The sequence below is a fragment of the Streptomyces sp. NBC_01214 genome (assembly GCF_026340975.1).
Taxonomy (GTDB): Bacteria; Actinomycetota; Actinomycetes; order Streptomycetales; family Streptomycetaceae; genus Streptomyces.
Genome location: NZ_JAPEOS010000002.1, coordinates 296,707 through 321,953 on the forward strand (window position 1 = coordinate 296,707; position 25,247 = coordinate 321,953).

General features: G+C 71.1%; 23 protein-coding genes and 1 tRNA gene. 14 read left to right on the forward strand and 10 right to left on the reverse strand.

Annotated elements, in window-relative coordinates; genetic code table 11:
• Positions 1 to 126: 126 nt before the first annotated feature.
• From OG594_RS26145 to OG594_RS26165, 5 genes are all read right to left on the reverse strand, one after another.
• The gene (locus tag OG594_RS26145; RefSeq protein WP_266603784.1) at positions 127 to 1,206 is read right to left on the reverse strand and encodes a 2-oxoacid:ferredoxin oxidoreductase subunit beta; all 1,080 of its coding nucleotides are present in this window, start codon (positions 1,204 to 1,206) and stop codon (positions 127 to 129) included.
• The gene (locus OG594_RS26150) at positions 1,199 to 3,142 is read right to left on the reverse strand and encodes a 2-oxoacid:acceptor oxidoreductase subunit alpha (RefSeq protein WP_266603787.1); all 1,944 of its coding nucleotides are present in this window, start codon (positions 3,140 to 3,142) and stop codon (positions 1,199 to 1,201) included. Before OG594_RS26150 ends, OG594_RS26145 begins: the two co-directional genes overlap by 8 nt.
• Positions 3,143 to 3,293: 151 nt before the next feature.
• On the reverse strand, positions 3,294 to 3,953 hold the full coding sequence (locus tag OG594_RS26155; RefSeq protein ID WP_030016724.1) for a response regulator transcription factor: 660 nt from the start codon (positions 3,951 to 3,953) through the stop codon (positions 3,294 to 3,296).
• Positions 3,954 to 4,295: 342 nt separating this feature from the next.
• Positions 4,296 to 5,597, reverse strand: coding sequence for a sensor histidine kinase (locus OG594_RS26160; protein ID WP_266603789.1), 1,302 nt, complete (start codon positions 5,595 to 5,597; stop codon positions 4,296 to 4,298).
• A 513-nt stretch (positions 5,598 to 6,110) separates the two neighbouring features.
• Positions 6,111 to 7,301, reverse strand: coding sequence for a sensor histidine kinase (locus OG594_RS26165; protein ID WP_266603791.1), 1,191 nt, complete (start codon positions 7,299 to 7,301; stop codon positions 6,111 to 6,113).
• A 147-nt stretch (positions 7,302 to 7,448) separates the two neighbouring features.
• On the opposite strand from OG594_RS26165, the gene OG594_RS26170 reads away from it, so the two are divergent.
• From OG594_RS26170 to OG594_RS26230, 13 genes are all read left to right on the forward strand, one after another.
• Positions 7,449 to 7,856, forward strand: a complete 408-nt coding sequence (locus OG594_RS26170; protein WP_030388327.1) for an NADH-quinone oxidoreductase subunit A — start codon at positions 7,449 to 7,451, stop codon at positions 7,854 to 7,856.
• Positions 7,847 to 8,455: an NADH-quinone oxidoreductase subunit B gene (locus OG594_RS26175; RefSeq protein WP_189733430.1), complete on the forward strand. Its 609-nt coding sequence runs from the start codon at positions 7,847 to 7,849 to the stop codon at positions 8,453 to 8,455. The genes OG594_RS26170 and OG594_RS26175 overlap by 10 nt, the downstream gene beginning before the upstream one ends.
• The gene (locus OG594_RS26180; RefSeq protein WP_266603796.1) at positions 8,452 to 9,879 is read left to right on the forward strand and encodes an NADH-quinone oxidoreductase subunit C; all 1,428 of its coding nucleotides are present in this window, start codon (positions 8,452 to 8,454) and stop codon (positions 9,877 to 9,879) included. Before OG594_RS26175 ends, OG594_RS26180 begins: the two co-directional genes overlap by 4 nt.
• A complete protein-coding gene (locus OG594_RS26185) occupies positions 9,876 to 10,841 on the forward strand; it encodes a complex I subunit 1 family protein (RefSeq protein WP_266603798.1) in 966 nt (321 codons plus the stop codon). Before OG594_RS26180 ends, OG594_RS26185 begins: the two co-directional genes overlap by 4 nt.
• Positions 10,841 to 11,446 carry an NADH-quinone oxidoreductase subunit I gene (locus OG594_RS26190; protein ID WP_266603800.1) on the forward strand — a complete coding sequence of 202 codons (606 nt, stop codon included), beginning with the start codon at positions 10,841 to 10,843 and terminating at the stop codon, positions 11,444 to 11,446. Before OG594_RS26185 ends, OG594_RS26190 begins: the two co-directional genes overlap by 1 nt.
• A gap of 14 nt (positions 11,447 to 11,460) precedes the next feature.
• Positions 11,461 to 12,048: an NADH-quinone oxidoreductase subunit J gene (locus tag OG594_RS26195; protein ID WP_266606582.1), complete on the forward strand. Its 588-nt coding sequence runs from the start codon at positions 11,461 to 11,463 to the stop codon at positions 12,046 to 12,048.
• Positions 12,048 to 12,395: an NADH-quinone oxidoreductase subunit NuoK gene (gene nuoK, locus OG594_RS26200; RefSeq protein ID WP_030726044.1), complete on the forward strand. Its 348-nt coding sequence runs from the start codon at positions 12,048 to 12,050 to the stop codon at positions 12,393 to 12,395. Before OG594_RS26195 ends, nuoK begins: the two co-directional genes overlap by 1 nt.
• Entirely contained in the window at positions 12,392 to 14,443 is a 2,052-nt protein-coding gene (locus OG594_RS26205; protein ID WP_266603802.1) for an NADH-quinone oxidoreductase subunit L, read from the forward strand. The genes nuoK and OG594_RS26205 overlap by 4 nt, the downstream gene beginning before the upstream one ends.
• A gap of 38 nt (positions 14,444 to 14,481) precedes the next feature.
• A complete protein-coding gene (locus tag OG594_RS26210; RefSeq protein WP_266606583.1) occupies positions 14,482 to 16,035 on the forward strand; it encodes a NuoM family protein in 1,554 nt (517 codons plus the stop codon).
• Entirely contained in the window at positions 16,032 to 17,564 is a 1,533-nt protein-coding gene (locus OG594_RS26215; RefSeq protein ID WP_266603804.1) for an NADH-quinone oxidoreductase subunit N, read from the forward strand. Before OG594_RS26210 ends, OG594_RS26215 begins: the two co-directional genes overlap by 4 nt.
• Positions 17,565 to 17,765: 201 nt before the next feature.
• Positions 17,766 to 18,629 (forward strand): zinc metalloprotease HtpX, encoded by an 864-nt coding sequence (gene htpX / locus OG594_RS26220; RefSeq protein ID WP_052874808.1) that lies wholly within the window; start codon positions 17,766 to 17,768, stop codon positions 18,627 to 18,629.
• Positions 18,626 to 19,018, forward strand: a complete 393-nt coding sequence (locus OG594_RS26225; RefSeq protein ID WP_030009012.1) for a YccF domain-containing protein — start codon at positions 18,626 to 18,628, stop codon at positions 19,016 to 19,018. The genes htpX and OG594_RS26225 overlap by 4 nt, the downstream gene beginning before the upstream one ends.
• 120 nt (positions 19,019 to 19,138) lie before the next feature.
• Positions 19,139 to 19,672, forward strand: coding sequence for an SMI1/KNR4 family protein (locus OG594_RS26230; RefSeq protein WP_266603807.1), 534 nt, complete (start codon positions 19,139 to 19,141; stop codon positions 19,670 to 19,672).
• Here OG594_RS26230 and OG594_RS26235 read toward each other — a convergent pair.
• The 3 genes from OG594_RS26235 to OG594_RS26245 all read right to left on the reverse strand — a co-directional run bounded on the left by OG594_RS26235 (position 19,656) and on the right by OG594_RS26245 (position 23,019).
• The gene (locus OG594_RS26235; RefSeq protein ID WP_266603809.1) at positions 19,656 to 20,891 is read right to left on the reverse strand and encodes an APC family permease; all 1,236 of its coding nucleotides are present in this window, start codon (positions 20,889 to 20,891) and stop codon (positions 19,656 to 19,658) included. The two genes, OG594_RS26230 and OG594_RS26235, sit on opposite strands and share 17 nt — an antisense overlap.
• Before the next feature lie 18 nt (positions 20,892 to 20,909).
• Entirely contained in the window at positions 20,910 to 22,337 is a 1,428-nt protein-coding gene (locus OG594_RS26240; RefSeq protein WP_266603811.1) for a SulP family inorganic anion transporter, read from the reverse strand.
• Between the two features lie 193 nt (positions 22,338 to 22,530).
• Positions 22,531 to 23,019 (reverse strand): YajQ family cyclic di-GMP-binding protein, encoded by a 489-nt coding sequence (locus OG594_RS26245; protein ID WP_030009008.1) that lies wholly within the window; start codon positions 23,017 to 23,019, stop codon positions 22,531 to 22,533.
• A 200-nt stretch (positions 23,020 to 23,219) separates the two neighbouring features.
• Between OG594_RS26245 and OG594_RS26250 the strand changes: the two genes are divergently transcribed.
• Positions 23,220 to 23,301 (forward strand) — tRNA-Tyr (locus OG594_RS26250).
• A gap of 174 nt (positions 23,302 to 23,475) precedes the next feature.
• On the opposite strand, the gene OG594_RS26255 is transcribed toward OG594_RS26250, so the two are convergent.
• On the reverse strand, positions 23,476 to 24,837 hold the full coding sequence (locus tag OG594_RS26255) for a tyrosine-type recombinase/integrase (RefSeq protein WP_266603814.1): 1,362 nt from the start codon (positions 24,835 to 24,837) through the stop codon (positions 23,476 to 23,478).
• On the reverse strand, positions 24,834 to 25,040 hold the full coding sequence (locus OG594_RS26260; RefSeq protein WP_323185330.1) for a helix-turn-helix domain-containing protein: 207 nt from the start codon (positions 25,038 to 25,040) through the stop codon (positions 24,834 to 24,836). Before OG594_RS26260 ends, OG594_RS26255 begins: the two co-directional genes overlap by 4 nt.
• Between the last annotated feature and the right edge of the window lie 207 nt (positions 25,041 to 25,247).

Below are 25,247 nucleotides of genomic sequence, written 5' to 3' on the forward strand. Positions count from 1 at the left end.
GAGCCCTCGGTGCGCGCGAGGCCCCGGTGCGCGCGAGGCCCGGTGCGCGCCGGACGCGACGGAGCCCGGATCCTGGCGCAGGATCCGGGCTCCGTCGCGTGTCGGCGCGGGTGTCGGCGGTGCGCGCTAGCCGACGACCGTCCAGGTGTCGTTGCCGGTCAGCAGCGCCCCGAGGTCGCCCTTGCCGCTGCGGTCGATGGCCGCGTCGAGCTGGTCGGCCATGAGGGTGTCGTAGACGGGCCGCTCCACGCTGCGGAACACCCCGATCGGGGTGTGGTGCAGCGTGTCGGGGTCGGCGAGGCGGGAGAGCGCGAAAGCGGTGGTGGCGCTGGCGTTCTTCGCGTCGTGCACCAGGACCCGCGCCTCGTTCGCCGCGGTGACGTCCACGACCTCAAGGTCTCCGGTGGCCGGGTTGCGGACGACACCCTTGGCGTCGTCCGCACCGAAGCGGATCGGCTGCCCGTCCTCCAGCCGGATCACGGCTTCCAGGGCCTGGTCCTTGTCCTTGAGGACCTCGAAGGCGCCGTCGTTGAAGATGTTGCAGTTCTGGTAGATCTCCACGAGCGCCGTGCCCTGGTGGTCGGCCGCCTGGCGCAGCACCTCGGTGAGGTGCTTGCGGTCGGAGTCGACGGTCCGGGCGACGAAGGAGGCCTCGGCTCCGATCGCCAGCGACACCGGGTTGAAGGGCGCGTCCAGCGAGCCCATCGGCGTCGACTTCGTGATCTTGCCGACCTCGGAGGTGGGGGAGTACTGGCCCTTGGTCAGCCCGTAGATCCGGTTGTTGAAGAGCAGGATCTTCAGGTTGACGTTGCGGCGCAGGGCGTGGATGAGGTGGTTGCCACCGATGGACAGCGCGTCGCCGTCGCCCGTGACCACCCAGACGGACAGGTCGCGGCGGGAGGTGGCGAGGCCGGTGGCGATGGCCGGGGCGCGGCCGTGGATGGAGTGCATCCCGTACGTGTTCATGTAGTACGGGAAACGGGAGGAGCAGCCGATGCCCGAGACGAAGACGATGTTCTCCTTCGCGAGGCCCAGTTCGGGCATGAAGCCCTGAACTGCGGCCAGCACGGCGTAGTCACCGCAACCGGGGCACCAGCGGACCTCCTGGTCCGACTTGAAGTCCTTCATCGACTGCTTGCTCTCGGCCTTGGGTACCAGCGAGAGCAGGGTCCGCGCCCCGTCGGTCGCCTCCGTCACCTCAGTCATCGATGGCCTCCTTGAGAACCGTGGCGAGCTGCTCCGCCTTGAACGGCATTCCGTTGACCTGGTTGTACGACTGGGCGTCGACCAGGTATTTCGCCCGGATCAGGGTGGCGAGCTGCCCGAGGTTCATCTCCGGCACCACTACCTTCTCGTAACGCTCCAGGACCCCGCCGAGATTCCTGGGGAAGGGGTTGAGGTGGCGCAGGTGGGCCTGGGCGATGGGGCGTCCGGCGCTCCGCAGCCGGCGGACGGCCGCGGTGATGGGGCCGTAGGTGGAACCCCAGCCCAGGACCAGGGTGGTGGCGCCGTCCGGGTCGTCGACGTCGAGGTCGGGCACCCGGATGCCGTCGACCTTGGCCTGGCGGGTGCGGACCATGAGGTCGTGGTTGGCCGGGTCGTAGGAGATGTTGCCGGTGCCGTCCTGCTTCTCGATGCCGCCGATGCGGTGTTCGAGGCCGGGGGTGCCGGGGATGGCCCAAGGGCGGGCGAGGGTTTCCGGGTCCCGTTTGTACGGCCAGAACACCTCGGTGCCGTCGGACAGGGTGTGGTTCGCACCGGTGGCGAACTTGACCTTCAGGTCGGGCAGGTCGGCGACCTCCGGGATCCGCCAGGGCTCGGATCCGTTGGCGAGGTAGCCGTCGGAGAGCAGGAAGACCGGGGTCCGGTACGTGAGCGCGATCCGTGCCGCGTCGAGGGCGGCGTCGAAGCAGTCCGCGGGGGTCCGCGGGGCCACGATCGGGACGGGGGCCTCGCCGTTGCGGCCGAACATGGCCTGGAGGAGGTCCGCCTGCTCCGTCTTGGTCGGCAGTCCGGTGGACGGGCCGCCGCGCTGGATGTCCACGACCAGCAGCGGAAGCTCCAGCGACACCGCGAGGCCGATCGCCTCCGACTTGAGCGCCACACCGGGCCCGGAGGTGGTGGTCACTCCGAGCGCGCCGCCGAACGCCGCGCCGAGCGCCGCGCCGATGCCGGCGATCTCGTCCTCGGCCTGGAAGGTCCGCACGCCGAAGTTCTTGTGCTTCGACAGCTCGTGCAGGATGTCCGAGGCCGGGGTGATCGGGTAGGAGCCCAGGTAGAGGGGCAGGTCGGCCTGCTGGCTCGCGGCGACGAGACCGTAGGAGAGCGCCAGGTTCCCGGAAATGTTGCGGTAGGTGCCGGTGGGGAAGGCGCGGGTGGCGGGGGCGACCTCGTAGGAGACCGCGAAGTCCTCGGTCGTCTCCCCGAAGTTCCAGCCGGCCCGGAAGGCGACGACGTTCGCCTCGGCGATCTCGGGCTTCTTCGCGAACTTCTGCCGCAGGAAGTTCTCGGTGCCCTCGGTGGGCCGGTGGTACATCCACGACAGCAGGCCCAGCGCGAACATGTTCTTGCTGCGCTCGGCCTCCTTGCGGGAGAGACCGAAGTCCTTCAGCGCCTCGACCGTCAGGGTGGTCAGCGGCACCGGGTGCAGGCTGTAGGCGTCGAGGGAGCCGTCCTCCAGCGGCGAGGTGGCGTAGCCGACCTTGGCCATGGGGCGCTTGGTGAACTCATCCGTGTTGATGATGATCTCCGCGCCGCGCGGCAGGTCCGCGATGTTCGCCTTCAGGGCCGCCGGGTTCATCGCCACCAGCACGTTCGGGGCATCGCCCGGGGTGAGGATGTCGTGGTCGGCGAAGTGGAGCTGGAAGGAGGAGACGCCCGGGAGGGTTCCGGCGGGGGCGCGGATCTCGGCGGGGAAGTTCGGCAGCGTCGACAGGTCGTTCCCGAAGGACGCCGTTTCCGAGGTGAAGCGGTCACCGGTGAGCTGCATACCGTCACCGGAGTCACCTGCGAATCGGATGATCACACGATCGAGGCGGCGCACTTCCTTGCCGCCCGGACTCTCCGGGGTGCGCTGTCCACCGACAACCGCACCCCCGGCCCCGTCGGCCTGCTCGGCTGGGCTGCTGACCTGGCTGGTCACTGAACTGGACCTCCTTCGAGGCGTGAGCACCCCCGGAACCAACCCTACGTCCGTAGGGATCAGGGCCCCAGGAGCGACCACATTCTGGACCGTAGGACCGCCCCTTGAGACGGTCCTGCCGGTATGCCGTATCTGACAGAGTGTCAGTCGATCAAGATTTCAGATAGGTGAGAACGGCCAGTACTCGCCGGTGATCCCCGTCACTCGGCGAAAGGCCCAATTTCATGAAGATGTTGCTGACGTGCTTCTCCACTGCTCCGTCGCTCACGACCAGCTGCTTCGCCACGGCGGAATTCGTCCGCCCCTCGGCCATCAGCCCGAGCACCTCGCGCTCGCGCGGGGTCAGGCCCGCCAGTACGTCCTGCTTCCGGCTGCGCCCGAGCAGCTGGGCGACGACCTCCGGGTCCAGGGCCGTACCGCCCCGGGCCACCCGCACCACCGCGTCCAGGAACTCGCGCACGTCGGCCACCCGGTCCTTGAGCAGATACCCCACCCCGGTGCTGGAACCGGCCAGCAGCTCGGTGGCGTACTGCTCCTCCACGTACTGGGACAGCACGAGCACGCCTATCCCGGGGTGGTCGCGGCGCAGCCGCACGGCCGCCCGCACGCCCTCGTCGGTGTGGGTCGGCGGCATCCGTACGTCCGCCACCACCACATCCGGCAGCGCCCCCTCGGCCGCCAGGTCCGCCACCGTCTTGATCAGGGCCTCTGCGTCCCCGACGCCCGCCACGACGTCATGCCCCCGGTCGGTCAGCAACCGGGTCAGGCCCTCACGCAGCAGCACTGAATCCTCGGCGATGACCACCCGCACCCTGTCTTCCACGACTCAGCAGCTCCCGCGTCCACTCGTTCACGCACTACCCGACTCAGCCAAGCATCCCAGCCTTGGGTCCCGCTGAAGGCAGAGCCGGGACAACACGTCGCCGTACGGGGGGAGTTTTCGCGTACTGGAAGGTCGCATACCGCAAACGGGCGCTGCGCGGGCCGGGAGTTGCGCGAGGGCCGGGCCATCGGGCCCGGCCCTCGCGTCGGTGGGGGAGCGTCTCTCGGACCGGACCGGACCGGACCGGGTCGGGCTGGGTCGGGCTGGGCCGGGTTGGGCCGGGTTGGGCCGGACCGGACTCGTGGGGTAGGGCCCGGCCTCCGCCGAGCCCTACGGGCGCCAGGGCAGCTCGGCCGTGACCGTCGTCCCGCCCCCGGCGGGGGAGTCGACGACCAGCACCCCGTCCACGGCGTCCAGCCGCTCGGTCAGCCCCGCCAGCCCCGTCCCCTCCCGCGGCCCGGCCCCGCCCCGGCCGTCGTCAGCGACCTGGATCAGCAGCCGTTCCCCCGACTTCCACACGTCCACCGACGCCCACCGGGCCAGCGCGTGCTTGCTGACGTTCTGTAGCAGCTCCGAGACCGTGAAGTACGCGATCCCCTCGATCGCCGCCGCGGGCCGGGCCGGCAGGTCCACGGCCACCCGTACCGGCACCGCACACCGTGACGCCACCGAGGACAGCGCCGCGTCCAGCCCCCGGTCGGTCAGCACGGCCGGGTGGATCCCGCGGGCCAGGTCGCGCAGCTCCTGGAGGGCGATCTTCACCTCGCCGTGCGCCTCGTCCACCATCCGGGCGGCGGCCTGCGGATCCTCGGTCAGCTTCTCCTTCGCCAGCCCCAGATCCATCGCCAGCGCCACCAGCCGGGCCTGCGCCCCGTCATGCAGGTCCCGCTCGATGCGCCGCAGGTCGGCGGCCGCCGTGTCCACGACCACCCCGCGGTCGGACTCCAGCTCGCTGACGCGGGTGGCCAGGCTGGACGCCCCGAGCAGCCCGCCGACCATGACCCGGTCGACGGTGGTCAGGGCACGGATCACCCACGGGGTGGCGAGGGTGACGGCCAGCCCGACGAGGCTGGCGAGGGCGATCGTGACCGGCGAGTCGAGGTAGAAGGCGTAGTCGTCGTTCTGGAAGAGCTGGAGACCGGGCTGGTCGGTGAAGGTCGGGAAGACCCAGAACCAGAGCGGGTACAGCAGGTACGCCCACCCGCACGCCCACAGCACCAGGGACAGGCAGAAGGAGAACACCGCCCACGGGAAGTGGATGACCGAGTACAGCGCGTGGCGCCAGGCGCTCCCGCTCTTGAGCAGCGCACCCATGGCGGCCAGCGGCCCGGGCTTCTTCGCCCGGATCGGCGCGGGGGCGGCGATGTCCGCCCCGAGCAGCGCGCGCACCCGGGCCCGCTCCAGGTGCCCGAAGCCGCGGCACATGGCGAGCGCGCCGGCGAGGACCGGAACGCCGAGGAAGGTGACGAGCAGTCCGGCGCCGAGGCTTACGCCGGTGATGACGAGCGAGAAGTACAGCGTGCTCAGCGGCAGCCCGATCAGCAGGTACCCGAACTCCCGCCAGGTCCGCCCCTCGACCGGAGCCCGCAGCACCGCGCCGATCCCGCCGCCCGTTCCCGTGCCGTTGTCCATGATCCCGACCCGCCCTTCCGGTCCTCCGTTACACCCCCACCCTGCCGGCCCCAGACCCCCACAACCATGCGGCGGGTCGGCATCTCCACCGGGGGGTTAACCCCACCCCTCCGGCGTGCCCCGCCTGCCCGGTGTTCGGCGTGGCGCCGCGAAATCCAGCCTCGCCGGCGTTTGAGGCGCGGGGTCCGGGGCGGAGCCCTGGGAGGCGGCGGCTCGCCGCACGCGCGATCGGGCCCTGCCCGGTGTTCGGCGTGGCGCCGCGAAATCCAGCCTCGCCGGCGTTTGAGGCGCGGGGTCCGGGGCGGAGCCCTGGGAGGCGGCGGCTCGCCGCACGCGCGATCGGGCCCTGCCCGGTGTTCGGCGCGGCGTCGCCAAATCCAGCCTCGCCGGCGTTTGAGGCGCGGGGTCCGGGGCGGAGCCCTGGGAAACGGCGCCGCACCGCACGCGCGAACGGGACCCCCACCCACCCCGGACGGGAGTCCCGCGCACCTACGAAACAACGGGCCCCGCGGCCTACCCCCGGTCCCGCCACGGCAGCTCGGCCGTGACCACGGTCCCCGCCCCCGCGGGCGAGTCCACCACCAGCACCCCGTCCACCGCGCCCAACCGCTCCGCGAGCCCCGCCAGCCCACTCCCCCCGGAGGGACTCGCTCCACCCCGCCCGTCGTCCGACACCCGGATCATCAGCCTCGCCCCCGCCCGCCACACCTCCACCGTCGCGCCCCGCGCCCCCGGCCCCGCGTGCTTGCTCACGTTCTGCAGCAGCTCGGACACCACGAAGTACGCGATCCCCTCGATCGCCTCCGCCGGCCGCGCCGCCGGCAGATCCGCCGGCAGGTCCACCGCCACCTTCACCGGCACCACGCACCGCGCCGCCACCGACGACAGCGCCGCGTCCAGCCCCCGGTCCGTCAGCACTGCCGGGTGGATCCCCCGTGCGAGGTCCCGCAGCTCCTGCAGGGCCAGCTTCACCTCGCCGTGCGCCTCGTCGACCATCGCCGCCGCGCCCTCGGGGTCCTCCAGCAGCTTCTCCTTCGCCAGGCCCAGCCCCATCGCCAGCGCCACCAGCCGGGCCTGCGCCCCGTCGTGCAGGTCCCGCTCGATGCGCCGCAGGTCGGCCGCCGCCGTGTCGACCACGACTCCACGGTCGGATTCCAGCTCCGCGATCCGCCGCTCCAGGTCCTCGGAGGGCGACAGCAGCCCCCGTACCATCGCCCGGTCCACGTTCGCCATCAGCCGCACCACGTACGGCAGCACCGGCCACAGCACGAACAGGCCGGTCAGCGCTACCGTGAAGGTGAGTACTCCCCACGGCAACCGGATCAGCTGGTACAGCACCGTCCGCCAGCCCACCGGGTCTTTGATGCTCGTCCACAGCCAGGGGAAGAATCCGCCGGACCGCTTCGGACCGGGGATCGGGGTCGGCTCGTCCACCCGTACGCCCAGCAGCCCGCGGGCGCGCGCCCGGTCCAGCCGTCCCAATTGCCGAGACAGATACAGACCGCACGCGAGCAGGGGAATTCCGACCGCGGTCACGGAAAGACCGCCGGCCGTGGAAACCATGACAACCGCGTAAACAAAACCGACGATCGCCAACGGCAGGTTGCTCACCAGATGGGCGATCTCCTTCCACGTCACGGCGCTGAAGACGGCGCGTACGGGGGGAGGTCGGTCGTTGTCGGGTACGGCATGGCTCATGGTCATGGGCCACACCCTGTCAAGTACGACCCGCTCATGCCATGGGGTGGCCGGGGTGCTGTAAACGGGGGATAACCCCACCCCGTGTGAGGCAGGCCCTAGACTCCCGTCCGTACCAGATCGTCGACAGTGACCGAGGAGCGAGGAACGGACGTGCCTGAACCGACGGTATCGACCGTAACCGTACTCGCGGCGGACTACTTCCGGAGTTATTCGGTCGTCGGTCTGCTGGCCGTCCTCGGTGTGCTCTTCGTGGCCGTCGCCTTCGGTGCGGGCCGCCTGCTGCGGCCCGTCGTCCCGACCCCCGAGAAGCTGCTGACCTACGAATGCGGTGTGGACCCGGTCGGCGAGGGCTGGGCGCACACCCAGGTCCGCTACTACGTCTACGCGTTCCTCTACGTCATCTTCGCCGTCGACTCGATCTTCCTGTTCCCGTGGGCGACGGTGTTCGCCGCCGCCGGTTACGGCGCCACGACGCTGGTGGAGATGTTCATCTTCCTGGGCTTCCTGGCCGTCGGCCTGCTCTATGCGTACAAGAAGGGCGTCCTCGAATGGACGTGACACCGGCTGTGACGCCGACCGAGGGCGTGCTGCTCCCGGAGCCCAAGCGCCTCGGAGTCCTCTCCCGCCTGGCCCCGGAACCGATGAAGGTGGTCCTGAACTGGGGCCGCCGGTACAGCCTGTGGGTGTTCAACTTCGGCCTGGCCTGCTGCGCGATCGAGTTCATCGCCGCGTCCATGGCCCGGCACGACTTCATCCGGCTCGGCGTGATCCCCTTCGCGCCGGGACCCCGCCAGGCAGACCTCATGATCGTCTCGGGCACCGTCACGGACAAGATGGCCCCGGCGGTGAAGCGGCTCTACGAGCAGATGCCGGAGCCGAAGTACGTCATCTCCTTCGGCGCCTGCTCCAACTGCGGCGGCCCCTACTGGGACTCGTACTCGGTGACGAAGGGCGTCGACCAGATCATCCCGGTCGACGTCTACGTGCCGGGCTGCCCGCCGCGCCCCGAAGCCCTCCTCCAGGGCATCCTCAAGCTCCAGGAGAAGATCGCCCGCGAGTCGCTGGCCGAGCGCTACGCGGCCGGGCCGTCGGTCTCCCAGCTGACGAGCGGCCTGGTCACGCCCCCGCCCGCACCCGCGCAGGGGGCCGGCGCGTGAACCTCTACGACTCCCTCCCGGACGCGGCGGCAACGGTCTTCGGCGCCGAGGCCGTCGCCGAGTTCTCGTACGACGTCCTCACGGTGGACGTGCCCGTCGGCAGCTGGATCCCCGCCCTCGAAATCGCCCGGGACAAGCTGGGCTGCACGTACTTCGACTGGCTGAGCGCGGTGGACGAGCCCGGCACCGGCTTCCGGATCTGCGCGCACGTCGCGTCGCTGGAGAACCACCGGGTGCGCCGGCTGCTGCTGCGCACGACCGTCCCGCACAGCGCCGCCTCCCTGCCGTCCGCGGTCGCCGTCTACGCGGGGGCGGAATGGCACGAGCGCGAGACGTTCGAGATGTTCGGGGTGACCTTCACCGACCACCCGCACCTCGTCCCCCTCCTCCTCCCGGAGAACTTTGAGGGCCACCCGCTGCGCAAGGACTTCGTCCTGGCCGCACGCGTCGCCAAGGCCTGGCCCGGCGCCAAGGAGCCCGGCGAGGCGTACGACCCGGACGCGCCCAAGCGCCGCCAGATGCTCCCGCCGGGCGTGCCGGACCCCAACGACTGGGGCCCGATGAAGGGCCAGCTCCCGCCGGCCCCGTCCCGTCCGGCCCGCACCCCGCGTGCGGCCGGTGCGGCGGGCGCCGCGGCGCGCACCCCGCGCGAGGGCGCCCCGGTCCGGCGTACCCGCTCGGTCACCGAGGGCTCGGCCACCCAGTCCCCGGCGGGCTCGGCCACCGAGGCGGGCGTGGAGTCCGCCCCCCGCCCGCCGCGCCGCACCCGCTCGGTGTCGGAAGGCTCGGCAAGCCAGGCAGCCGAGACATCCGCTCCGGGCACGTCCGCTCCGGACGCATCCGCTCTGGGCACGGAGGCTCCCGAAGCCCCGGCCCGCCCGGCCCGTCGTACTCGCTCGGCGGCGGACGGCTCGGCGAGCCAGGCAGCAGAGGCCGCCCCGGGTACGGAGTCGGCCGCTCCGGGCACGGAGGCTCCCGAAGCCGCGCCGGGCCCGGCCCGCCGTACCCGTTCCGCCGCCGGCGGCTCGGCGAGCCAGGTCGCCGAGGACGCTGGGGCCGCTGGGCCCCCGGCCCGTCGTACCCGCTCGGCAGCGGACGGCTCCGCGAGCCAGAACCCGGGCACGGAGCCGGCCGCCCCGGACGTCGGCGCTCCGGCAACGGAGCCCGCGGCACGCGCCCCGCGCCGCCCCGCCCCCCGCAGCTCCGATGCCCCCTGGCACGACCCGAAGCCCGCCTTCGACGAGCCGGCCCCCGAGCCGGCCCCCGAGCCGGCCCCCGAGCCGGCCCCCGAGCCGGCTCCTCAGACCGAGCCCGGCCCCACCCCGAAGGCCGGACCCACCCCGAAGGCCGGCCCCGCCCCCGAGCGGCGGCGCCCGGCCGAGCCCGATACCGACCCCACCACCGACAACGGAGGCGACGCGTGAACGACGTCCTCGACGTCGCCCTGCGGCTGATCGTCGTCTTCGCCGTCTTCCTCGTGCTCCCGCTCGTCGTCGGGCAGACCGAGCACAAGGTGATGGCCCACATGCAGGGCCGCCTCGGCCCCATGTACGCCGGCGGCTTCCACGGCTGGGCCCAGCTCGTCGCCGACGGCGTGAAGTTCGCGCAGAAGGAAGACATCGTCCCGGCGGGCGCCGACCGCCGGATCTTCCAGCTCGCCCCCGCCGTCGCCCTGCTGCCCTACCTCCTCGTCCTCCTGGTCATCCCCATCGGCCCGGGCGAGGGCGCCGTCGGCCAGGTCATCGACGCGGGCCTGTTCTTCGCGCTCGCCGTCATGGGCGTCGGAGTCCTCGGCTCCCTGATGGCCGGCTGGGCCTCCGCGAACAAGTTCTCCCTGCTCGGCGGCCTGCGCACCGCCGCCCAGCTGCTCGCCTACGAGCTCCCGATGCTGCTCGCCGCCGCCTCCGTCGCCATGGCGGCCGGTACGGTCTCCCTCCCCGGGATCGTCGAGGCCTTCGAGTGGTGGTGGCTGCCCTGGCAGATCGTCGGCGCGCTCGTCTTCTTCACCGCCGGCCTCGCCGAACTGCAGCGGCCCCCCTTTGACATGCCCGTCGCCGACTCCGAGATCATCTTCGGCGCGTACACCGAGTACACCGGCCTGCGCTTCGCACTGTTCCTGCTCGCCGAGTACGCCGGCATCGTCGTCCTCTGCGCCCTGACCACCGTCCTCTTCCTCGGAGGCTGGCACGGCCCCTTCGGCGACGACCTCGGCTGGGTCTGGACCCTGCTCAAGATCGCGATCCTCGCCTTCGTCGTGATCTGGCTCCGCGTGAGCTACCCGCGCCTGCGCGAGGACCAGCTCCAAAAGCTCGCCTGGACCACACTCATCCCGCTCGCGCTCGCCCAGATCGCGCTCACCGGCATCGTGAAGGTGGCGATCCAGTAATGCCCATCCCCGGATCCGGCCTGGCCAAGGGCCTGGCCGTCACGCTGCGCACGATGACGAAGCGCTCGCACACCGCCCAGTACCCCGAAGTCCAGCCCGAACTGCCGCCCCGCTCCCGCGGGGTCATCGGGCTGTTCGAGGAGAACTGCACCGTCTGCATGCTCTGCGCGCGCGAGTGCCCCGACTGGTGCATCTACATCGACTCCCACAAGGAGACGGTCCCGGCGTCCACCCCCGGTGGCCGCGAGCGCAGCCGCAACGTCCTCGACCGCTTCGCCATCGACTTCTCCCTCTGCATGTACTGCGGGATCTGCATCGAGGTGTGCCCCTTCGACGCCCTCTTCTGGTCGCCGGAGTTCGAGTACGCGGAGACCGACATCCACGAACTGACCCACGAGCGCGACAAGCTTCGCGAATGGATGTGGACCGTCCCGGCGCCGCCCGCGCTGGATCCGGCGGCCGAGGAGCCCAAGGAGATCGCCGCCGCCCGCAAGGCGGTGGAGAAGGCCGAAGCCGCAGCCGCGGCGGCAGCCGCCGCCGAAGCCGCCGCCCGGGCGGCCGAGACCGAACCGCCGACCAACCCGACCCCGGAGGGAGACGCGTGAGCCCCGCCGCCACCCTGGCCGCAGCCGCCACCACCGGGCCCGGCTTCCTCTCCCCGACCGGCGTCGAGATCGCCTTCGTCCTCGTCGGACTCGCCACCCTCGGCGCGGCCCTCGTCACGGTCACCACCAAACAGCTGGTGCACGCCGCCCTGTGGCTGGTCGTCGCGCTCGGCGGCATCGCCGTCGAGTACCTGCTGCTGACCGCAGAGTTCATCGCCTGGGTCCAGGTCCTCATCTACCTCGGTTCCGTGGTCGTCCTCCTCCTCTTCGGGCTGATGCTCACCAAGGCCCCCATCGGCCGCTCCCCGGACGCGGACTCCGGCAACCGCTGGATCGCGCTCGGCGTCGCCGTCGTCGCGGCCGTGTCCCTGGTCTGGGTGGTCGTCGACGCCTTCCGCACCACCTGGATCGACCTCGACGGACCGGCCCAGGGTTCCACCAAGGTCTCCGGCGAGATCCTCTTCCAGCACTGGGTGCTGCCGTTCGAGGCGCTCTCCGTCCTCCTCCTCGCAGCCCTGATCGGCGCCATCGTGCTGTCCCGCAGGAACGAATCCACCGACGCCAGCGAAGCCAGCGACACCAGCGACAAGGGGCAGCGCTGATGCACCTCGCCTACCCCGCCGTACTCGCGGCGCTCCTCTTCTGCACGGGCCTGTACGGCGTACTCGCCCGCCGCAACGCCATCCTGGTCCTGATGTCCGTCGAGCTGATGCTCAACGCCGTCAACCTCAACCTGGTGGCCTTCGACGTCTGGCTGCGCGACGCACTGCACGCCGGCCAGGCCCTCACCCTCTTCACCATCGCCATCGCCGCCGCCGAGATCGGCATCGGCCTCGCGATCGTGCTGATGGTGTACCGCAACCGGGGGACCTCCGACGTCGACCGGCTGCGCGACACCGCCGAGGGCCACGAGCCCGCCGCGAACAACCAGAGCGAGGTCACCGCGTGAGCACCACGACCCTCGCCGTCCTCGTCCCGCTGCTCCCCTTCCTGGGCGCGGTGGCGGGACTGCTGCTCGGCCGCAGCGCCCCCGGGTTCGTCCGGCCGCTCGCCATCCTGCCGACGCTCGGCGCCGCCGTACTGGCCGTACTCGTCGCCGTCCGCCAGGGCGGCGGCGAGACGATCAGCGCCTCGACCGAGCTGACCCCGACCGGCTCGGTGCCGATCGACCTCTCGCTCTACATCGACGGCTTCGCCGCACTGGTCGCCGTCCTGGTCGGGGTCGTCGCCACCTGCGTACAGCTGTACTCGACGGCGTACCTGCGCGAGGACCCGCGCTACCCGTCGTATGCCGCTCTCGTCTCACTGTTCACCTCCGCCATGCTGCTCGTCGTCTACTCCGGCGACCTGATGGTGCTGCTGGTCGGCTGGGAGGTCATGGGCATCTGCTCGTACTTCCTGGTCGGCCACTACTGGGAGACCGAAGCGGCCCGCTCCGCCTCCCTGAAGGCCTTCCTCGTCACCAAGCTCGGTGACGTCCCCTTCCTGATCGGCCTGTTCGCGCTCGCCGCCGACGCCGGTTCCTTCGAGATCCCGAAGATCCTCGGCACCGTCGCCGCGGGCGGACTCGACCACCCGACCCTGATCGCGCTGCTCCTGCTCGCCGGTGTCGCGGGCAAGTCCGCGCAGTTCCCCCTGCACACCTGGCTCCCCGACGCCATGGCGGGCCCCACCCCGGTCTCGGCGCTGATCCACGCCGCGACGATGGTCGCCGCCGGCGTCTACTTCATCGCCCGCCTCCTGCCCGTCTTCGCAGCCTCCGGGGCCACCCTGGTGGTCATGGCCGTGATGGCGGCCGTCACGATGGTCGGCTCCGGCTTGGCCGCCATCGCCCAGGACGACATCAAGCGGGTGCTCGCCTACTCCACGATCGGCCAGCTCGGCTACATGGTCGGCGCCCTGGCCGTCGGTGACCGCGGCGCCGCCGTGTTCCACCTCCTGTCCCACGGCGCCTTCAAGGCGCTCCTCTTCCTCGGCGCCGGCGTGATCATCCACGCCGCCGGAACGAACTCCCTGGGCGTCATGTCCCGGATGGACGGCCTGGCCAAGCGCATCCCCGACGCCTTCTGGACGATGACGATCGCGCTGCTCGCGCTCGCCGCCGTCCCGCCCTTCGCCGGCTTCTTCTCCAAGGAAGCCGTCCTCGTCGCCGCCGAGCACACCGCGACCGGCCACTCGGAGTTCGTGCCCAGCGCCGCCGGCTGGCTGGTGCTCGTCGCCGGTCTGCTGACCGCCCTGCTCACCGCCGCCTACGCCACCCGGCTGTGGCTGATGGCCTTCCGCGGCCGCGGCGTCGCCGCCCCCGACCACGGCAAGGAACCCCTCGCCATGACCGGCGTGCTGTGGCTGCTGGCGATCCCGTCGATCGGCTTCGGCCTCGCGGCCGGCCCCATCTCCGACTGGTTCGACGGCGGGGAACTCACCCCGACCCTGGTCACCTCGGTCCTCGGCACGGGCGCCGCGGCCATCGGCGCGATGCTCACCTATGCCCTCTGGCAGCGCGCCTCGGCGAAGGCCGTCCTTGCGACCGCCGCCGGCACCGGAGCCGGCACCGGGGCAGGCACCGCAGCCGGTGCCGAAACCCCAGTGCCCGCCGCCGTCGCTGTCGCCGCCGCCGAATCCGTCGCGGAAGCCCCCGAGGTGGCCGAGGTGACCCACGATCACCCCGCCGTCCCGACCGGACCCGCCGCCGACCCCGGCAAGGCGTTCCTCGGCCCGCTGCACCGCCACGCGGCCGTCGGCTTCCACCTCGACGCCGTCTACGACCGGCTGTTCGTCCGGCCCGTCCGGGCCGCCGCGAGCCTCGTCCGCTTCCTCGACCGCGAGGTCGTGGACACGTACGTCCGCGGCGCGGGCACCGGCACCCAGCTGCTCGGCAGCCTCGTACGCCGTGCCCAGACCGGCAACGTGCAGAGCTACCTGAGCGCCCTGCTCGCCGGCGCCGTGGTCCTGGCGATCGCCACCGCCGTCCTCGCCAACGTCAACGCCGGATCGTGAGCCGTGAGTCAGCCGTGATTGATATCAGCCCGTCCGTGATGCAGTTCCTTCTGGCGTTCATCGTGGCCGCACCGCTCCTCGGCTCCGCCGCGGCGCTCCTGCCGGCCCCGCCCGGCCTCAAGGGCAAGAGCCCCGAACAAGCCGTGCTCCGCCACGGCGTGACCGTGACCGGCGTGATCCTCGCCGCGGCCATCGCCCTCACCCTGGGCTTCGACCACGACGCCCCGTCCCGCATCCAAGCGACGACGGACATCAGCTGGATCCAGGCGCTGAACGTCCGGATCCACCTCGGCGTCGACGGCATCTCGCTCCCCCTCCTCCTGATGACCGCGCTGCTGTTCTTCCTCTGCGCGCTCTACAGCTACTTCAAGCTCCCCGCAGGCCCCTCCCCGAAGGCCTTCGTCGCACTGCTCCTGGTCCTGGAGTCCGGCACCCTCGCGACCTTCGCCGTCCTCGACCTGCTGCTCTTCTTCCTCGCCTTCGAGATGGTCCTCATCCCGATGTACTTCCTCATCGCCCGCTGGGGCGGTGCTCAGCGGCAGGCCGCCGCCTGGAAGTTCATCCTCTACACCCTCCTCGGCTCCGTCGTCATGCTGCTCGGCCTCCTCCTCATCGGTGTGACGGCGGGCACATTCGACATGGTGGCACTCGCCTCTGACAACGGCCGCGAACTGTCCCACACCACCCAGCTCCTGGCCGTCCTGTCCATCGGCATCGGCCTCGCCGTGAAGACCCCGATGTGGCCCCTGCACAGCTGGCTGCCGGACGCCCACACCGCCGCGCCCACCGTCGGATCCGTGCTGCTGGCCGGCGTCCTGCTCAAGATGGGCACGTACGGGTTCGTCCGCATCCTGCTCCCCATCACCCCCGACGGCATGGCCACCTTCGCCCCCTACCTGGGCGCCTTCGCCGCCGTCGGCATCGTCTACGGATCGCTCGCCTGCCTCGCGCTGGCCCGCAAGGGGAACAAGGGCGACCTCAAGCGCCTCATCGCCTACTCCTCCGTCGGCCACATGGGCTTCGTCCTCCTCGGCATCGCGAGCATGACCCCCACCGGCGTCAACGGCGCGCTCTTCGCCAACATCGCCCACGGCCTGATCACCGGCCTCCTCTTCTTCCTGGTCGGCGCCCTCAAGGACCGCTACGGAACCGCCGACCTCGACACCCTCGCCGGAGCCACCGGCGCAGCCCTCTACGGCCGCGCCCCCCGCTTCGGCGCGCTCCTCGCCTTCGCCGCCGTCGCCTCCCTGGGCCTGCCCGGCCTGGCCGGATTCTGGGGCGAGATGCTGGCCCTCTTCGGCGCCTTCGACCCGGCCGAGGGCCTCTCCCGCCCCGCGTTCCTCACGTACGTGGCCGTCGGCGCGTTCGGCACCCTGCTCACCGCCGCCTACCTCCTGATCGTCGTACGGCGCGTCTGCATGGGAGACCCGAAAGCCGGTCCGGAGCTCGCCGTCGCGGACGTCCAGCGCTACGAGTTCGCCGCCTGGACCCCGCTCGTCGCCCTCACCGTCCTCGCCGGCCTGTGGCCCGCGGTCCTCCTCGGCCTCACCGATCCGGCCGTCCAGAAGCTCCTCGCAGGAGGCAATTCATGACGGCCATGACGGCCCTGACGGTCCTCTCCGCCGAGGCCCCGAGCCTGGTCCAGTCCGTCGACTGGCTCGCCATCGCACCCGTGGTGATCACTGCCGCCGTCGGCCTGGTCGTCCTCGTCGCCGACCTGTTCCTCCCCGAACGCCACAAGCCGGTCCTCGGCTGGATCTCGGTCGCAGGCCTCGCCGCCGCGACCGCCACCCTGCTGCCCCTGCGCGCCGGTGACCGCGCCACCTTCTGCCTCACCGGCGACCCGGCGGCCTGCAGCTACGTCGCCGACCGCTTCACGCTCGTCATCCAGTTCCTGGTGCTGGCCGGGGCCCTGATCACCGCCCTGATCTCGGTCACCGCCGTCCACGACAGCCGCATGCCGGCCGGCGAGTACTGGTTCCTGCTGCTCTCCTCCGCCGCCGGCGCGGCCCTGCTGCCCGCCTCCCGCGACCTCGCCACCCTGATCGTCGCCCTCGAAGTCGCCTCGCTGCCCGCCTTCGCCCTCGTCGGCATGCGCCGCGGCGACCGGCTCTCCTCCGAGGCCGCCCTGAAGTTCTTCCTGTCCTCCGTCACCGCCACCGCCGTGTCGCTGATGGGCGTCAGCTTCGTCTACGCCGCCACCGGCTCCCTGCACCTCACCCAGGTCGCCGACCGCCTCGAAGACGTCCCCGGGCAGCTCGACACGCTCGCCATGGCCGGTGTCGCGCTCACCCTCGTCGGCTTCGCCTTCAAGACCGCGGCCGTCCCCTTCCACTTCTGGGTCCCCGACACCTACGTCGGCGCCCCCCTGCCCATCGCCGGCTACCTGTCGGTGATCGGCAAGGCCGTCGGTTTCACCGGCCTCATCCTCGTCACGGTGATCGCCTTCCCCGCGTACTCCGACATCTGGGGCCCGGCCCTGGCCGTCCTCGCCGCACTCACCATGACCCTGGGCAACACCGCCGCCCTGCGGCAGTCCCCGGACCGCCCGAACAGTGCCGTACGGCTGCTCGCCTGGTCATCGGTCGGCCAGGCCGGATACCTGCTGGTCCCGATCGCCGCCGCCGCGTACTCCGGGCGCGACCAGATCGGCTCCACCGTCGCCTACGCCCTCATGTACGCCGCCGTGAACCTCGGCGCCTTCGCCGTGGCCGCCCTCGTCGCCCGTACCAAGCCGCTCCACCGGATCAGCGACTACCGGGGGCTCTACGCCGAGCGCCCGCTGGCCGCCCTCTCCCTGGGCTTCTTCCTGCTCTGCCTGGCGGGCCTGCCGCCGGGCATCATCGGGCTCTTCGCCAAGGTCACCGTCTTCCGGTCCGCGGTCGACGCGGGCCTGGGCTGGCTGGCCGTGGTCATGGCGATCAACGTCGTCATCGCCCTGTACTACTACCTGCGCTGGACGGCCCTGCTCTTCCGCACCCCCGAAGGCGCGCAGACCCGTACGCGCGCCCCCTGGCCGGTGGCTGCGGCCATCGTCGTCACCGCGATCACGGCGGTCGTCGTCTCGGGCGCCCCGGAACTCGTCCTGCGCGTCACCTCGGGCAGCCTCTTCGCGCAGTAACCGGCGCACGTAACCCGTACGGAGTAACGCCCGCCGCGGCCCCGCCGCCCCACGGAAAGGGGCGGCGGAGGGCGGCCGCCCCACCACGCCCTGGGAACCTGACGCCCTCACCTCGCGTTGACCAGGAAGGGAGGGTCCACTGGACCGTAGACCCTCAAAACCATGACGGGCTCCCCTGCCGCACCACTTGGAGGGCGTACCGTGCACCGCCGGCACAACGGGCTGAAGACCGCCGTACTCCTCGGCGGGCTGTCCGCACTCATCATCCTCATCGGAAGCTTCTTCGGACGGGGCGGCCTGATCATCGCCGTCCTCGTCGCCCTCGGGACGAACGCCTACGCGTACTGGAACAGCGACAAGCTGGCTCTACGCGCGATGCGCGCCCGCCCCGTGAGCGAGTTCGAGGCTCCCCAGCTCTACCGCATGGTGCGCGAGCTCTCCACGTCCGCGCGCCAGCCCATGCCACGCCTGTACATCTCACCCACCGAGGCCCCCAACGCCTTCGCCACCGGCCGCAACCCGCGCAACGCCGCGGTCTGCTGCACCGAGGGCATCCTGCGCATCCTCGACGAGCGCGAGCTGCGCGGTGTCATCGGCCACGAGCTCAGCCACGTCTACAACCGCGACATCCTGATCTCCTCGGTCGCCGGCGCCCTCGCCTCGGTGATCATGTTCCTGGTCAACTTCGCCTGGCTGATCCCGATCGGCCGGTCGAACGACGACGAGGGCCCCGGTCTCCTCGGCATGCTGCTGATCATGATCCTGGGCCCGCTGGCCGCCTCCGTGATCCAGCTGGCCATCAGCCGCTCGCGCGAGTACGAGGCCGACGCCTCCGGCGCCCAGCTCACCGGCGACCCGCTCGCCCTGGCCAGCGCCCTGCGCAAGCTCGACGCGGGCACCAAACAGCTCCCGCTGCCCCCGGAGCCCCGGCTGGAGGCGGCGAGCCACATGATGATCGCCAACCCGTTCCGTCCGGGTGCGGGCCTTTCTAAGATGTTCTCCACACACCCTCCGATGGCCGAGCGCATCGCCCGGCTCGAACAGATGGCAGGCCGCCGCCAATGAAGACAATCCTCAACATCATTTGGCTCATCCTCAGCGGCATCTGGCTGTTCCTGGGATACCTGCTCGCAGGTGTGCTGCTGTGCATCACGATCATCGGCATCCCGTTCGGCATCGCCGCCTTCCGCATCGCCGTCTACGCCCTCTGGCCCTTCGGCTACACCACGGTCGAGCGCCACGACGCGGGCGCCCCGTCCTGCATCGGCAACGTCCTGTGGCTGGTGCTGGCGGGCTGGTGGTTGGCCCTCGGCCACATCGTCACCGGCATCGCCCTCTGCATCACGATCATCGGCATCCCGTTCGGCATCGCCAACTTCAAGATGGTCCCGCTCTCCCTGCTGCCGCTGGGCCGCGAGATCGTCCCGACGGACGCGCCGTTCGCCTCCCGCTGACGCAGCGACCGGCGTCCCGGACGCCGGCACACACCCCGCCCGCAGGCCGTCGGATCGGCCTGCGGGCGGAGTTGTCCACAGGCCCGGGCGGATGTCGGTGGGGTGCGTCACCATGAACGCATGAACGAGACCGAGCAGTTGCTGGAGCAAGTCACGGACCGCGTGCGCAACTCCGCACGCAGGTATGAGCGACGCGGAAAGACCCTGCCAGGGCCGCTGGACACCGGGGAGGTCACCCGCGCCGAAGCCATACTCGGCTTCGCCCTGCCGCCCCTGCTCGCCTCGCTCTACACCCGCATCGGCGACGGCGGATTCGGCCCCGTCCAGGGGTTGCTGCCGCTGCGTCAGGCAGTGCTCGCGTATGGGGAACGACGGTCTTCCGGGTGGCGCTGGCCCGAAGGCGTACTGCCCGTGGCCGACTTCGGCTGCGGAATGGACGCCTGCGTGGACTGCCGGTCCGAGACCGCCCAGGTCCTCCTGTTCGACCCGAATCCGGGAGAACCGGAGCTCGCCTGGTCCATCGACACCCCGAGCCTGGCCGGCTGGCTGCACGGCTGGCTCGACGGCACCGCCTGGTTCTGCGAGGAGTCCGGCCTGGGGGAGGAGTGCGACCTGGAGCTCGCGCCCTGGGACGCGTTCAGATCCCGGATCTGAGCCGCCACCGAACCCCGTAGACCAGTACGCCCACCGCCAGCACCGCCGCCCCCCAGAGCGCCGACGCGAGGGGCAGCGCACACGCCAGCACCACACAGCCGGACAGTCCGACCACTGCCACGGCCCGACCCTTGACAGCTGAATCGAGAGTCCACGCGGAGACGTTCGCGATCGCGTAGTAGGCGAGCACGCCGAAGGAGGAGAAACCGATCGCGCCCCGCAGATCGGCGGTGGCCGCCAGCACCGCCACGACCGCACCCACGGCCAGCTCCGCATGGTGCGGCACCTGGTGCCGGGGGTGTACGGCCGCCAGCGCGCGCGGCAGGTGGCCGTCCCGGGCCATCGCCAGAACGGTCCGCGAAACCCCGAGCACGAGCGCCAGCAACGAGCCCAGTGCGGCCAGGGCCGCACCCACCCGGACCACCGGGGCCAGTCCGGGCCGCCCGGCCGCCCGTACCGCGTCGGCGAGCGGGGCCGACGACTGCGCCAGCCCCTGCGCGCCGAGCACCGACAACGCCGCCACCGCCACCGCGGCGTACACCAGCAGCGCGATCCCCAGCGCGATCGGCACCGCCCGCGGGATCGTCCGTTCCGGATCCCGCACCTCCTCGCCCAGGGTGGTGATCCGGGCGTAGCCCGCGAAGGCGAAGAACAGCAGACCCGCACCCTGCAACACCCCGAAGACGCCCCCGTCGGGCCCGCCCGGCTGCCCCGGGTCGGCCGCCCCGGAAGACAGGCACACCACGACCACCCCGGCCAGCACCGCCAGCACCACCGCCACGATCAGCCGGGCGATACGGGCCGACTTCTGCACGCCGCCGTAGCTCGCGGCGGTCAGCGCCACCACCGCCGCGACGGCCACGGCGTGCTGCCGCCCCGGCCACAGGTACGCGCCCACCGTGAGGGCCATCGCCGCGCAGGACGCGGTCTTGCCGATCACGAAGCCCCAGCCCGCCAGATACCCCCAGAAGGGCCCGAGCCGCTCGCGCCCGTAGACGTACGTGCCGCCGGAGGCCGGGTACCGGGCGGCCAGCCGCGCCGAGGAGTGCGCGTTGCAGTAGGCCACGAGACCCGCCACGCCCAGAGCGGCGAGCAGGGCTCCGCCCGCCGCCCCCGCCGCGGGAGCCAGGGCGGCGAAGATACCGGCGCCCACCATCGCGCCGAGTCCGACGACGACGGCATCGGACACCCCCAGGGTGCGCTTCAACTCGTTCTGCACGAGCGGAGGGTAACCCCGCTAGATGACGCCCTCCCGGCCGGGCAGTGGCGCCCGCGTGCGCTCCCAGCCCTCCAGGGCGGTCAGACAGGCGTGGTCCAAGTGGCGCAGTCCGCTCAGATCCAGCCGCACCGGCTGCCCGTGCGGCAGCGCGTCCAGGGCGTCGAGCAGCTTGGGAAGCCGCAAGAAACTGGCGTTCCCCAGGACCTGCACGCACAGCTCCTCGTCCTCCCACACCTCCTCGATGTGCACGTGGGAGGTCTCCCAGGCCGCCTTGGCGACGGCGAGCCCCAGCCCGATCAGCACGCCCTCGAAGAGATTGGTGACCACGATCGCCGAGGCCGTGACCACCAGCACCACCGCCTCGCCCCGGTGCGTCCGCCACAACGCGGCCACCGCCCTGGCCGGCAGCAGCTTCCAGCCCGCGTGCAGCAGCACCCCGGCCAGCGCGGCCAGCGGCACGCTCTCCAGGAGCTGGGGAAACGCCACGGCGAAGAGCAGCAGCCAGCCACCGTGCAGCACCCTGGCCGCACGGGTCCGCGCCCCGGCCTCCACGTTGGTGGCGCTGCGCACGATGACCGCCGTCATCGGCAGCGCGCCGAGCAGACCGCACACGCTGTTGCCCACGCCCTGGGCGATGAGTTCCTTGTCGTACTCCGTCCTCGGCCCGTCGTGCATGCGGTCCACGGCCGCGGCGCTGAACAGCGTCTCGGCGGAGGCGATCAGCGCCAGCGCGACCACGGTCCCGACCGCGCCGACCGAGGCCAGGACCCCGAAGTCGCCCCAGTCGGGCGGGGAAACGGCCGCCAGCACGCCCGTCACCCGCACCTTTTCGACGGGCAGTCGCAACAGGACGGCCGCGGCGGTCGCGGCAGCCACCCCGACGAGAGCCCCGGGGACGATCCGCAGCCGGGCGGGCACCCGGCGCCAGGCGACCATGGCGGCGATCGTCCCGACCCCGAGCAGCACGGCGGCCAAGTCGGCCTGCGCCCCGAGCTCGTGCACCCCGCCCAGCTTCGCCAGGGTCTGCCCCGGAGCCTCCACGCCGCCCAGGGCGTACAACTGCCCGCAGATCAGTACCAGCCCGATCCCGGCCAGCATCCCGTGCACGACGGCCACGGAGATCGCCCGGAACCACCGCCCGAGCCGCAACATCCCCATGGCCAGCTGCGCAACCCCGGCGGCCAGCACCAGCACCCCGAGCGCGGGAAGACCGTAGGCCTGCACCGCCTCGTAGACGAGGACGGTCAGACCGGCCGCGGGCCCGCTCACCTGGAGGGAGCTCCCGCGGAACCATCCGGTGACCAGCCCGCCGACCACCCCCGTGACGATCCCCAGCTCGGCCGGTACTCCGGAGGCGACCGCCACTCCGACGCACAGGGGTAGAGCGACCAGCGCGACGACCACGGACGCCCCGAAGTCATCACGAAACGTGCCGGCCCCAGGCATGCGAGAACCCCCTGCTACGCGGTGGTGTGATGCCATCCAGCGTGGCGGGCGCACTCATCGTGCCCAAGTGCCCACAGGAGTCCTCGGTGGCGCGTGCGCCGCACACGCCCCGCACACACCCCCTTCGCAACCGCCGCGGCCCGGCGGTCGGTGAAGACCGCCGGGCCGGCGTGGGGCAGGTCGCGGAACAGGCTCAGCGATAGTTCACGAACTGGATCGCGAAGTCCAGGTCCTTGCCCTTGAGCAGCGCCTGGACCTCCTGGAGGTCGTCGCGGCTCTTGGAGCTGACGCGCAGCTCCTCGCCCTGGACCTGGGCCTTGACGCCCTTGGGACCCTCGTCCCGGATGATCTTCGCGACCTTCTTGGCGTTCTCCTGGGAGATGCCCTCCTCGATCGTGGCGAAGATCTTGTACTCCTTGCCGGACAGCTGCGGCTCCCCGGCGTCCAGCGCCTTCAGCGAGATACCGCGCTTGACCAGCTTGGTCTCGAAGACGTCGAGGACGGCCTTCACGCGCTCCTCGGAGTTCGCCTCCATCAGGATCTTCTCGCCGGACCAGGCGATGGTGGCACCGGTGCCCTTGAAGTCGTAGCGCTGCGAGAGCTCCTTGGCGGCCTGGTTGAGGGCGTTGTCGACCTCCTGCCGCTCGACCTTCGAGACGATGTCGAAACTGGAGTCGGCCATGTGCTGTGGCTCCTTGAAGTCGGTTGTGATCACCCCGGAGGGCGCGGCCGGACATGCCCGGCCCGCTCGGCAAAGCCTAGCCACCGCACCCACCCCCGGCGCTGATCAATCCGGTGGTGAAGCACCCCCGGTCATCAGGTATCGTTTACGTCGTTGCCAGGGAGCGCCGCCGCGAGGCGGAAAAAATGGCAGCAAATCTTGGCGGTGTGCCCGAGTGGCCAAAGGGAGCAGACTGTAAATCTGCCGGCTCAGCCTACCCAGGTTCGAACCCTGGCGCCGCCACGCGAGTGGAACCCCCGTTCATCTGCGGAAACGCAGCGAACGGGGGTTCTTTCGTTTTCGAACACGGACAGTCGACTGTCTCGCTCTGTCTCGTTGACGCACGCTCTCTACCAGCGTCTGTGGACGGAGCGTGGACGGGAATCCGGGATCTGACCTGCGGTTTGGTCGTGGTCGCTACCGGCGGTCCAAACGCGCGGAGATCATGGCGTTCGCTGTCTCCTCCCCGTCCTTCAGGAACTTCGCGTACACCCGGAAGAGCACCGTCAGGCTGTGGCCGGCCCGCTCGGCGACGATCTGCGGCTCCACCCCGGCGCTTAGCCAGGTTGACACCGCCGTGTGGCGAAGGTCATAGGGGCGTTTCGCCATCCTGGACGCCTGATCCTGTGGGCTAAGAACTTTGGCCCTGGCTTCCGCCCACACCGCCCCGTACCCGCTCTCCTGCACCATGCCGCCGCGAGCCGTTCGGAAGAGTCGCCCGTCCGCCGCGACGCCGTGGACCGTGATGTGCCACCGGAGCATTGACACGAGCTGTGGGGGGATCGGGACTTGCCGTACGGCGCTGCGCGGCCGGTGCTTCAGTCCCTTCCGATCGTGGGCCTCGCCGGAGTCCGTCCAGGCCCGGCCGGCACGAGGTCGGCTTTCCCGCAGCCACACCGTCCCCCACCCTCGCCGGGGCAGGCGAAAGTCCGTGGCTCGCAGCCCGACCGTCTCTCCGGGGCGGGCTGCGGCGTAGAGGATGCAGGCGAAGAAGGCCTCCAGATGCCGCCCCCGCGCCCCCTGCGATCGGACCCCGGCCAGTAACCGCTCGGCGAGTTCTGGACCGGGCACGCACGCGCGGTCCAGTTCTTCGCCGACCTTCTCGGGAGCCGACCACTGGAGGGAATGGAGCGGGTTCTCCGCCAGCAGCTCCGCGTCCACCGCGTATCCGAGGGCCTGGTGGAAAATGGCCCGCTTCCGAGTGATGACGGACCCTGCGGACGTCTTCCCGTCCAGCCGCTTGGTGCAGGCGTTCAGGGCCTTCCGTGCGAGCATCCGCTCGGAAAGTGCTGACACCGGAACTGACTTCCGCTCGAACCAGGCCAGTACCGCCTTCACCTCGTCCGGCTGCTCTTTGTCCCACTGGTGCACGTTGAACGCCCAGCTGTAGAGCACCCGCCGGGCGATGGCCGGCTCGGCCATGCCCTTCGTGTCCTTCACCAGAGCCATGGTGACCGTGGCCATGGCCTCGGCCAGCGTCTTCCGCGTGCTCGCGGGGGAGTGGTCCCACTTCATTTCGATGTAGTTCCGAGCGTGCTGGTACCAGGGGATGTCCTTCTCCCGCTGGATCAGGGACCTGGGGAGCCCACTGTCAACGTCGAAGGGCTCCCCGGCCCGTGCGGCGGTGATCAGCTGCGCGCGCCGACTCTCGGCAAGCCCGAGCGTCAGGAACGACTCGGAGTGGGGCCGGATCCCAACCTGCCAACGGAGTTGGTAGGGCTTCCGGTAGGGCCGCTTGCGGATGGCCCACATCTTGACCGTGTAGCTCCACTCGGTCACGCAGCCTCCAGCTGGTCGTTGAAGGTGTCCAGTGCGCTGCGCCGAACCCTGATGTGGCCGTTGGGCAGCCGGTGGGCCTTGGGTCCGTACCCGCGGTTGCGCCACCGGTACCAAGTGGCTCGGGTGATGTCGAGTTCCTCAAGCACCTCTGTCAGAGGCAGCCATTCGTCAACCGGCGTTCGCCGACGGCGTGACGTAGCCAAGGTCTAACTCCTCATCGGTATCGATGGACGGTGGTCCGGGGCGCGGAAACCCCGGAAAGTACTGACAGAACTGACAGAACCTCGCCATGTGGCCCCTGACCTGTGGTTTTGTCTGGTTCGAGCCGCGTGACAAAACCTCAAAAAACTCTGACAGAACCTCGAAAACCTCGGTTCTGTCAGACCGGACGGCTCGCCCGCGGCGAGGTT

What these genes read in the sequence shown, in the direction of transcription:
- OG594_RS26145 (WP_266603784.1), bottom strand. Translation starts at nt 1,206, where the DNA reads ATGACTGAGGTGACGGAGGCGACCGACGGGGCGCGGACCCTGCTCTCG.
- OG594_RS26160 (WP_266603789.1), bottom strand. Translation starts at nt 5,597, where the DNA reads ATGGACAACGGCACGGGAACGGGCGGCGGGATCGGCGCGGTGCTGCGG.
- OG594_RS26165 (WP_266603791.1), bottom strand. Translation starts at nt 7,301, where the DNA reads ATGACCATGAGCCATGCCGTACCCGACAACGACCGACCTCCCCCCGTA.
- OG594_RS26175 (WP_189733430.1), top strand. Translation starts at nt 7,847, where the DNA reads ATGGACGTGACACCGGCTGTGACGCCGACCGAGGGCGTGCTGCTCCCG.
- OG594_RS26190 (WP_266603800.1), top strand. Translation starts at nt 10,841, where the DNA reads ATGCCCATCCCCGGATCCGGCCTGGCCAAGGGCCTGGCCGTCACGCTG.
- nuoK (WP_030726044.1), top strand. Translation starts at nt 12,048, where the DNA reads ATGCACCTCGCCTACCCCGCCGTACTCGCGGCGCTCCTCTTCTGCACG.
- OG594_RS26210 (WP_266606583.1), top strand. Translation starts at nt 14,482, where the DNA reads ATGCAGTTCCTTCTGGCGTTCATCGTGGCCGCACCGCTCCTCGGCTCC.
- OG594_RS26215 (WP_266603804.1), top strand. Translation starts at nt 16,032, where the DNA reads ATGACGGCCATGACGGCCCTGACGGTCCTCTCCGCCGAGGCCCCGAGC.
- OG594_RS26225 (WP_030009012.1), top strand. Translation starts at nt 18,626, where the DNA reads ATGAAGACAATCCTCAACATCATTTGGCTCATCCTCAGCGGCATCTGG.
- OG594_RS26230 (WP_266603807.1), top strand. Translation starts at nt 19,139, where the DNA reads ATGAACGAGACCGAGCAGTTGCTGGAGCAAGTCACGGACCGCGTGCGC.
- OG594_RS26240 (WP_266603811.1), bottom strand. Translation starts at nt 22,337, where the DNA reads ATGCCTGGGGCCGGCACGTTTCGTGATGACTTCGGGGCGTCCGTGGTC.
- OG594_RS26245 (WP_030009008.1), bottom strand. Translation starts at nt 23,019, where the DNA reads ATGGCCGACTCCAGTTTCGACATCGTCTCGAAGGTCGAGCGGCAGGAG.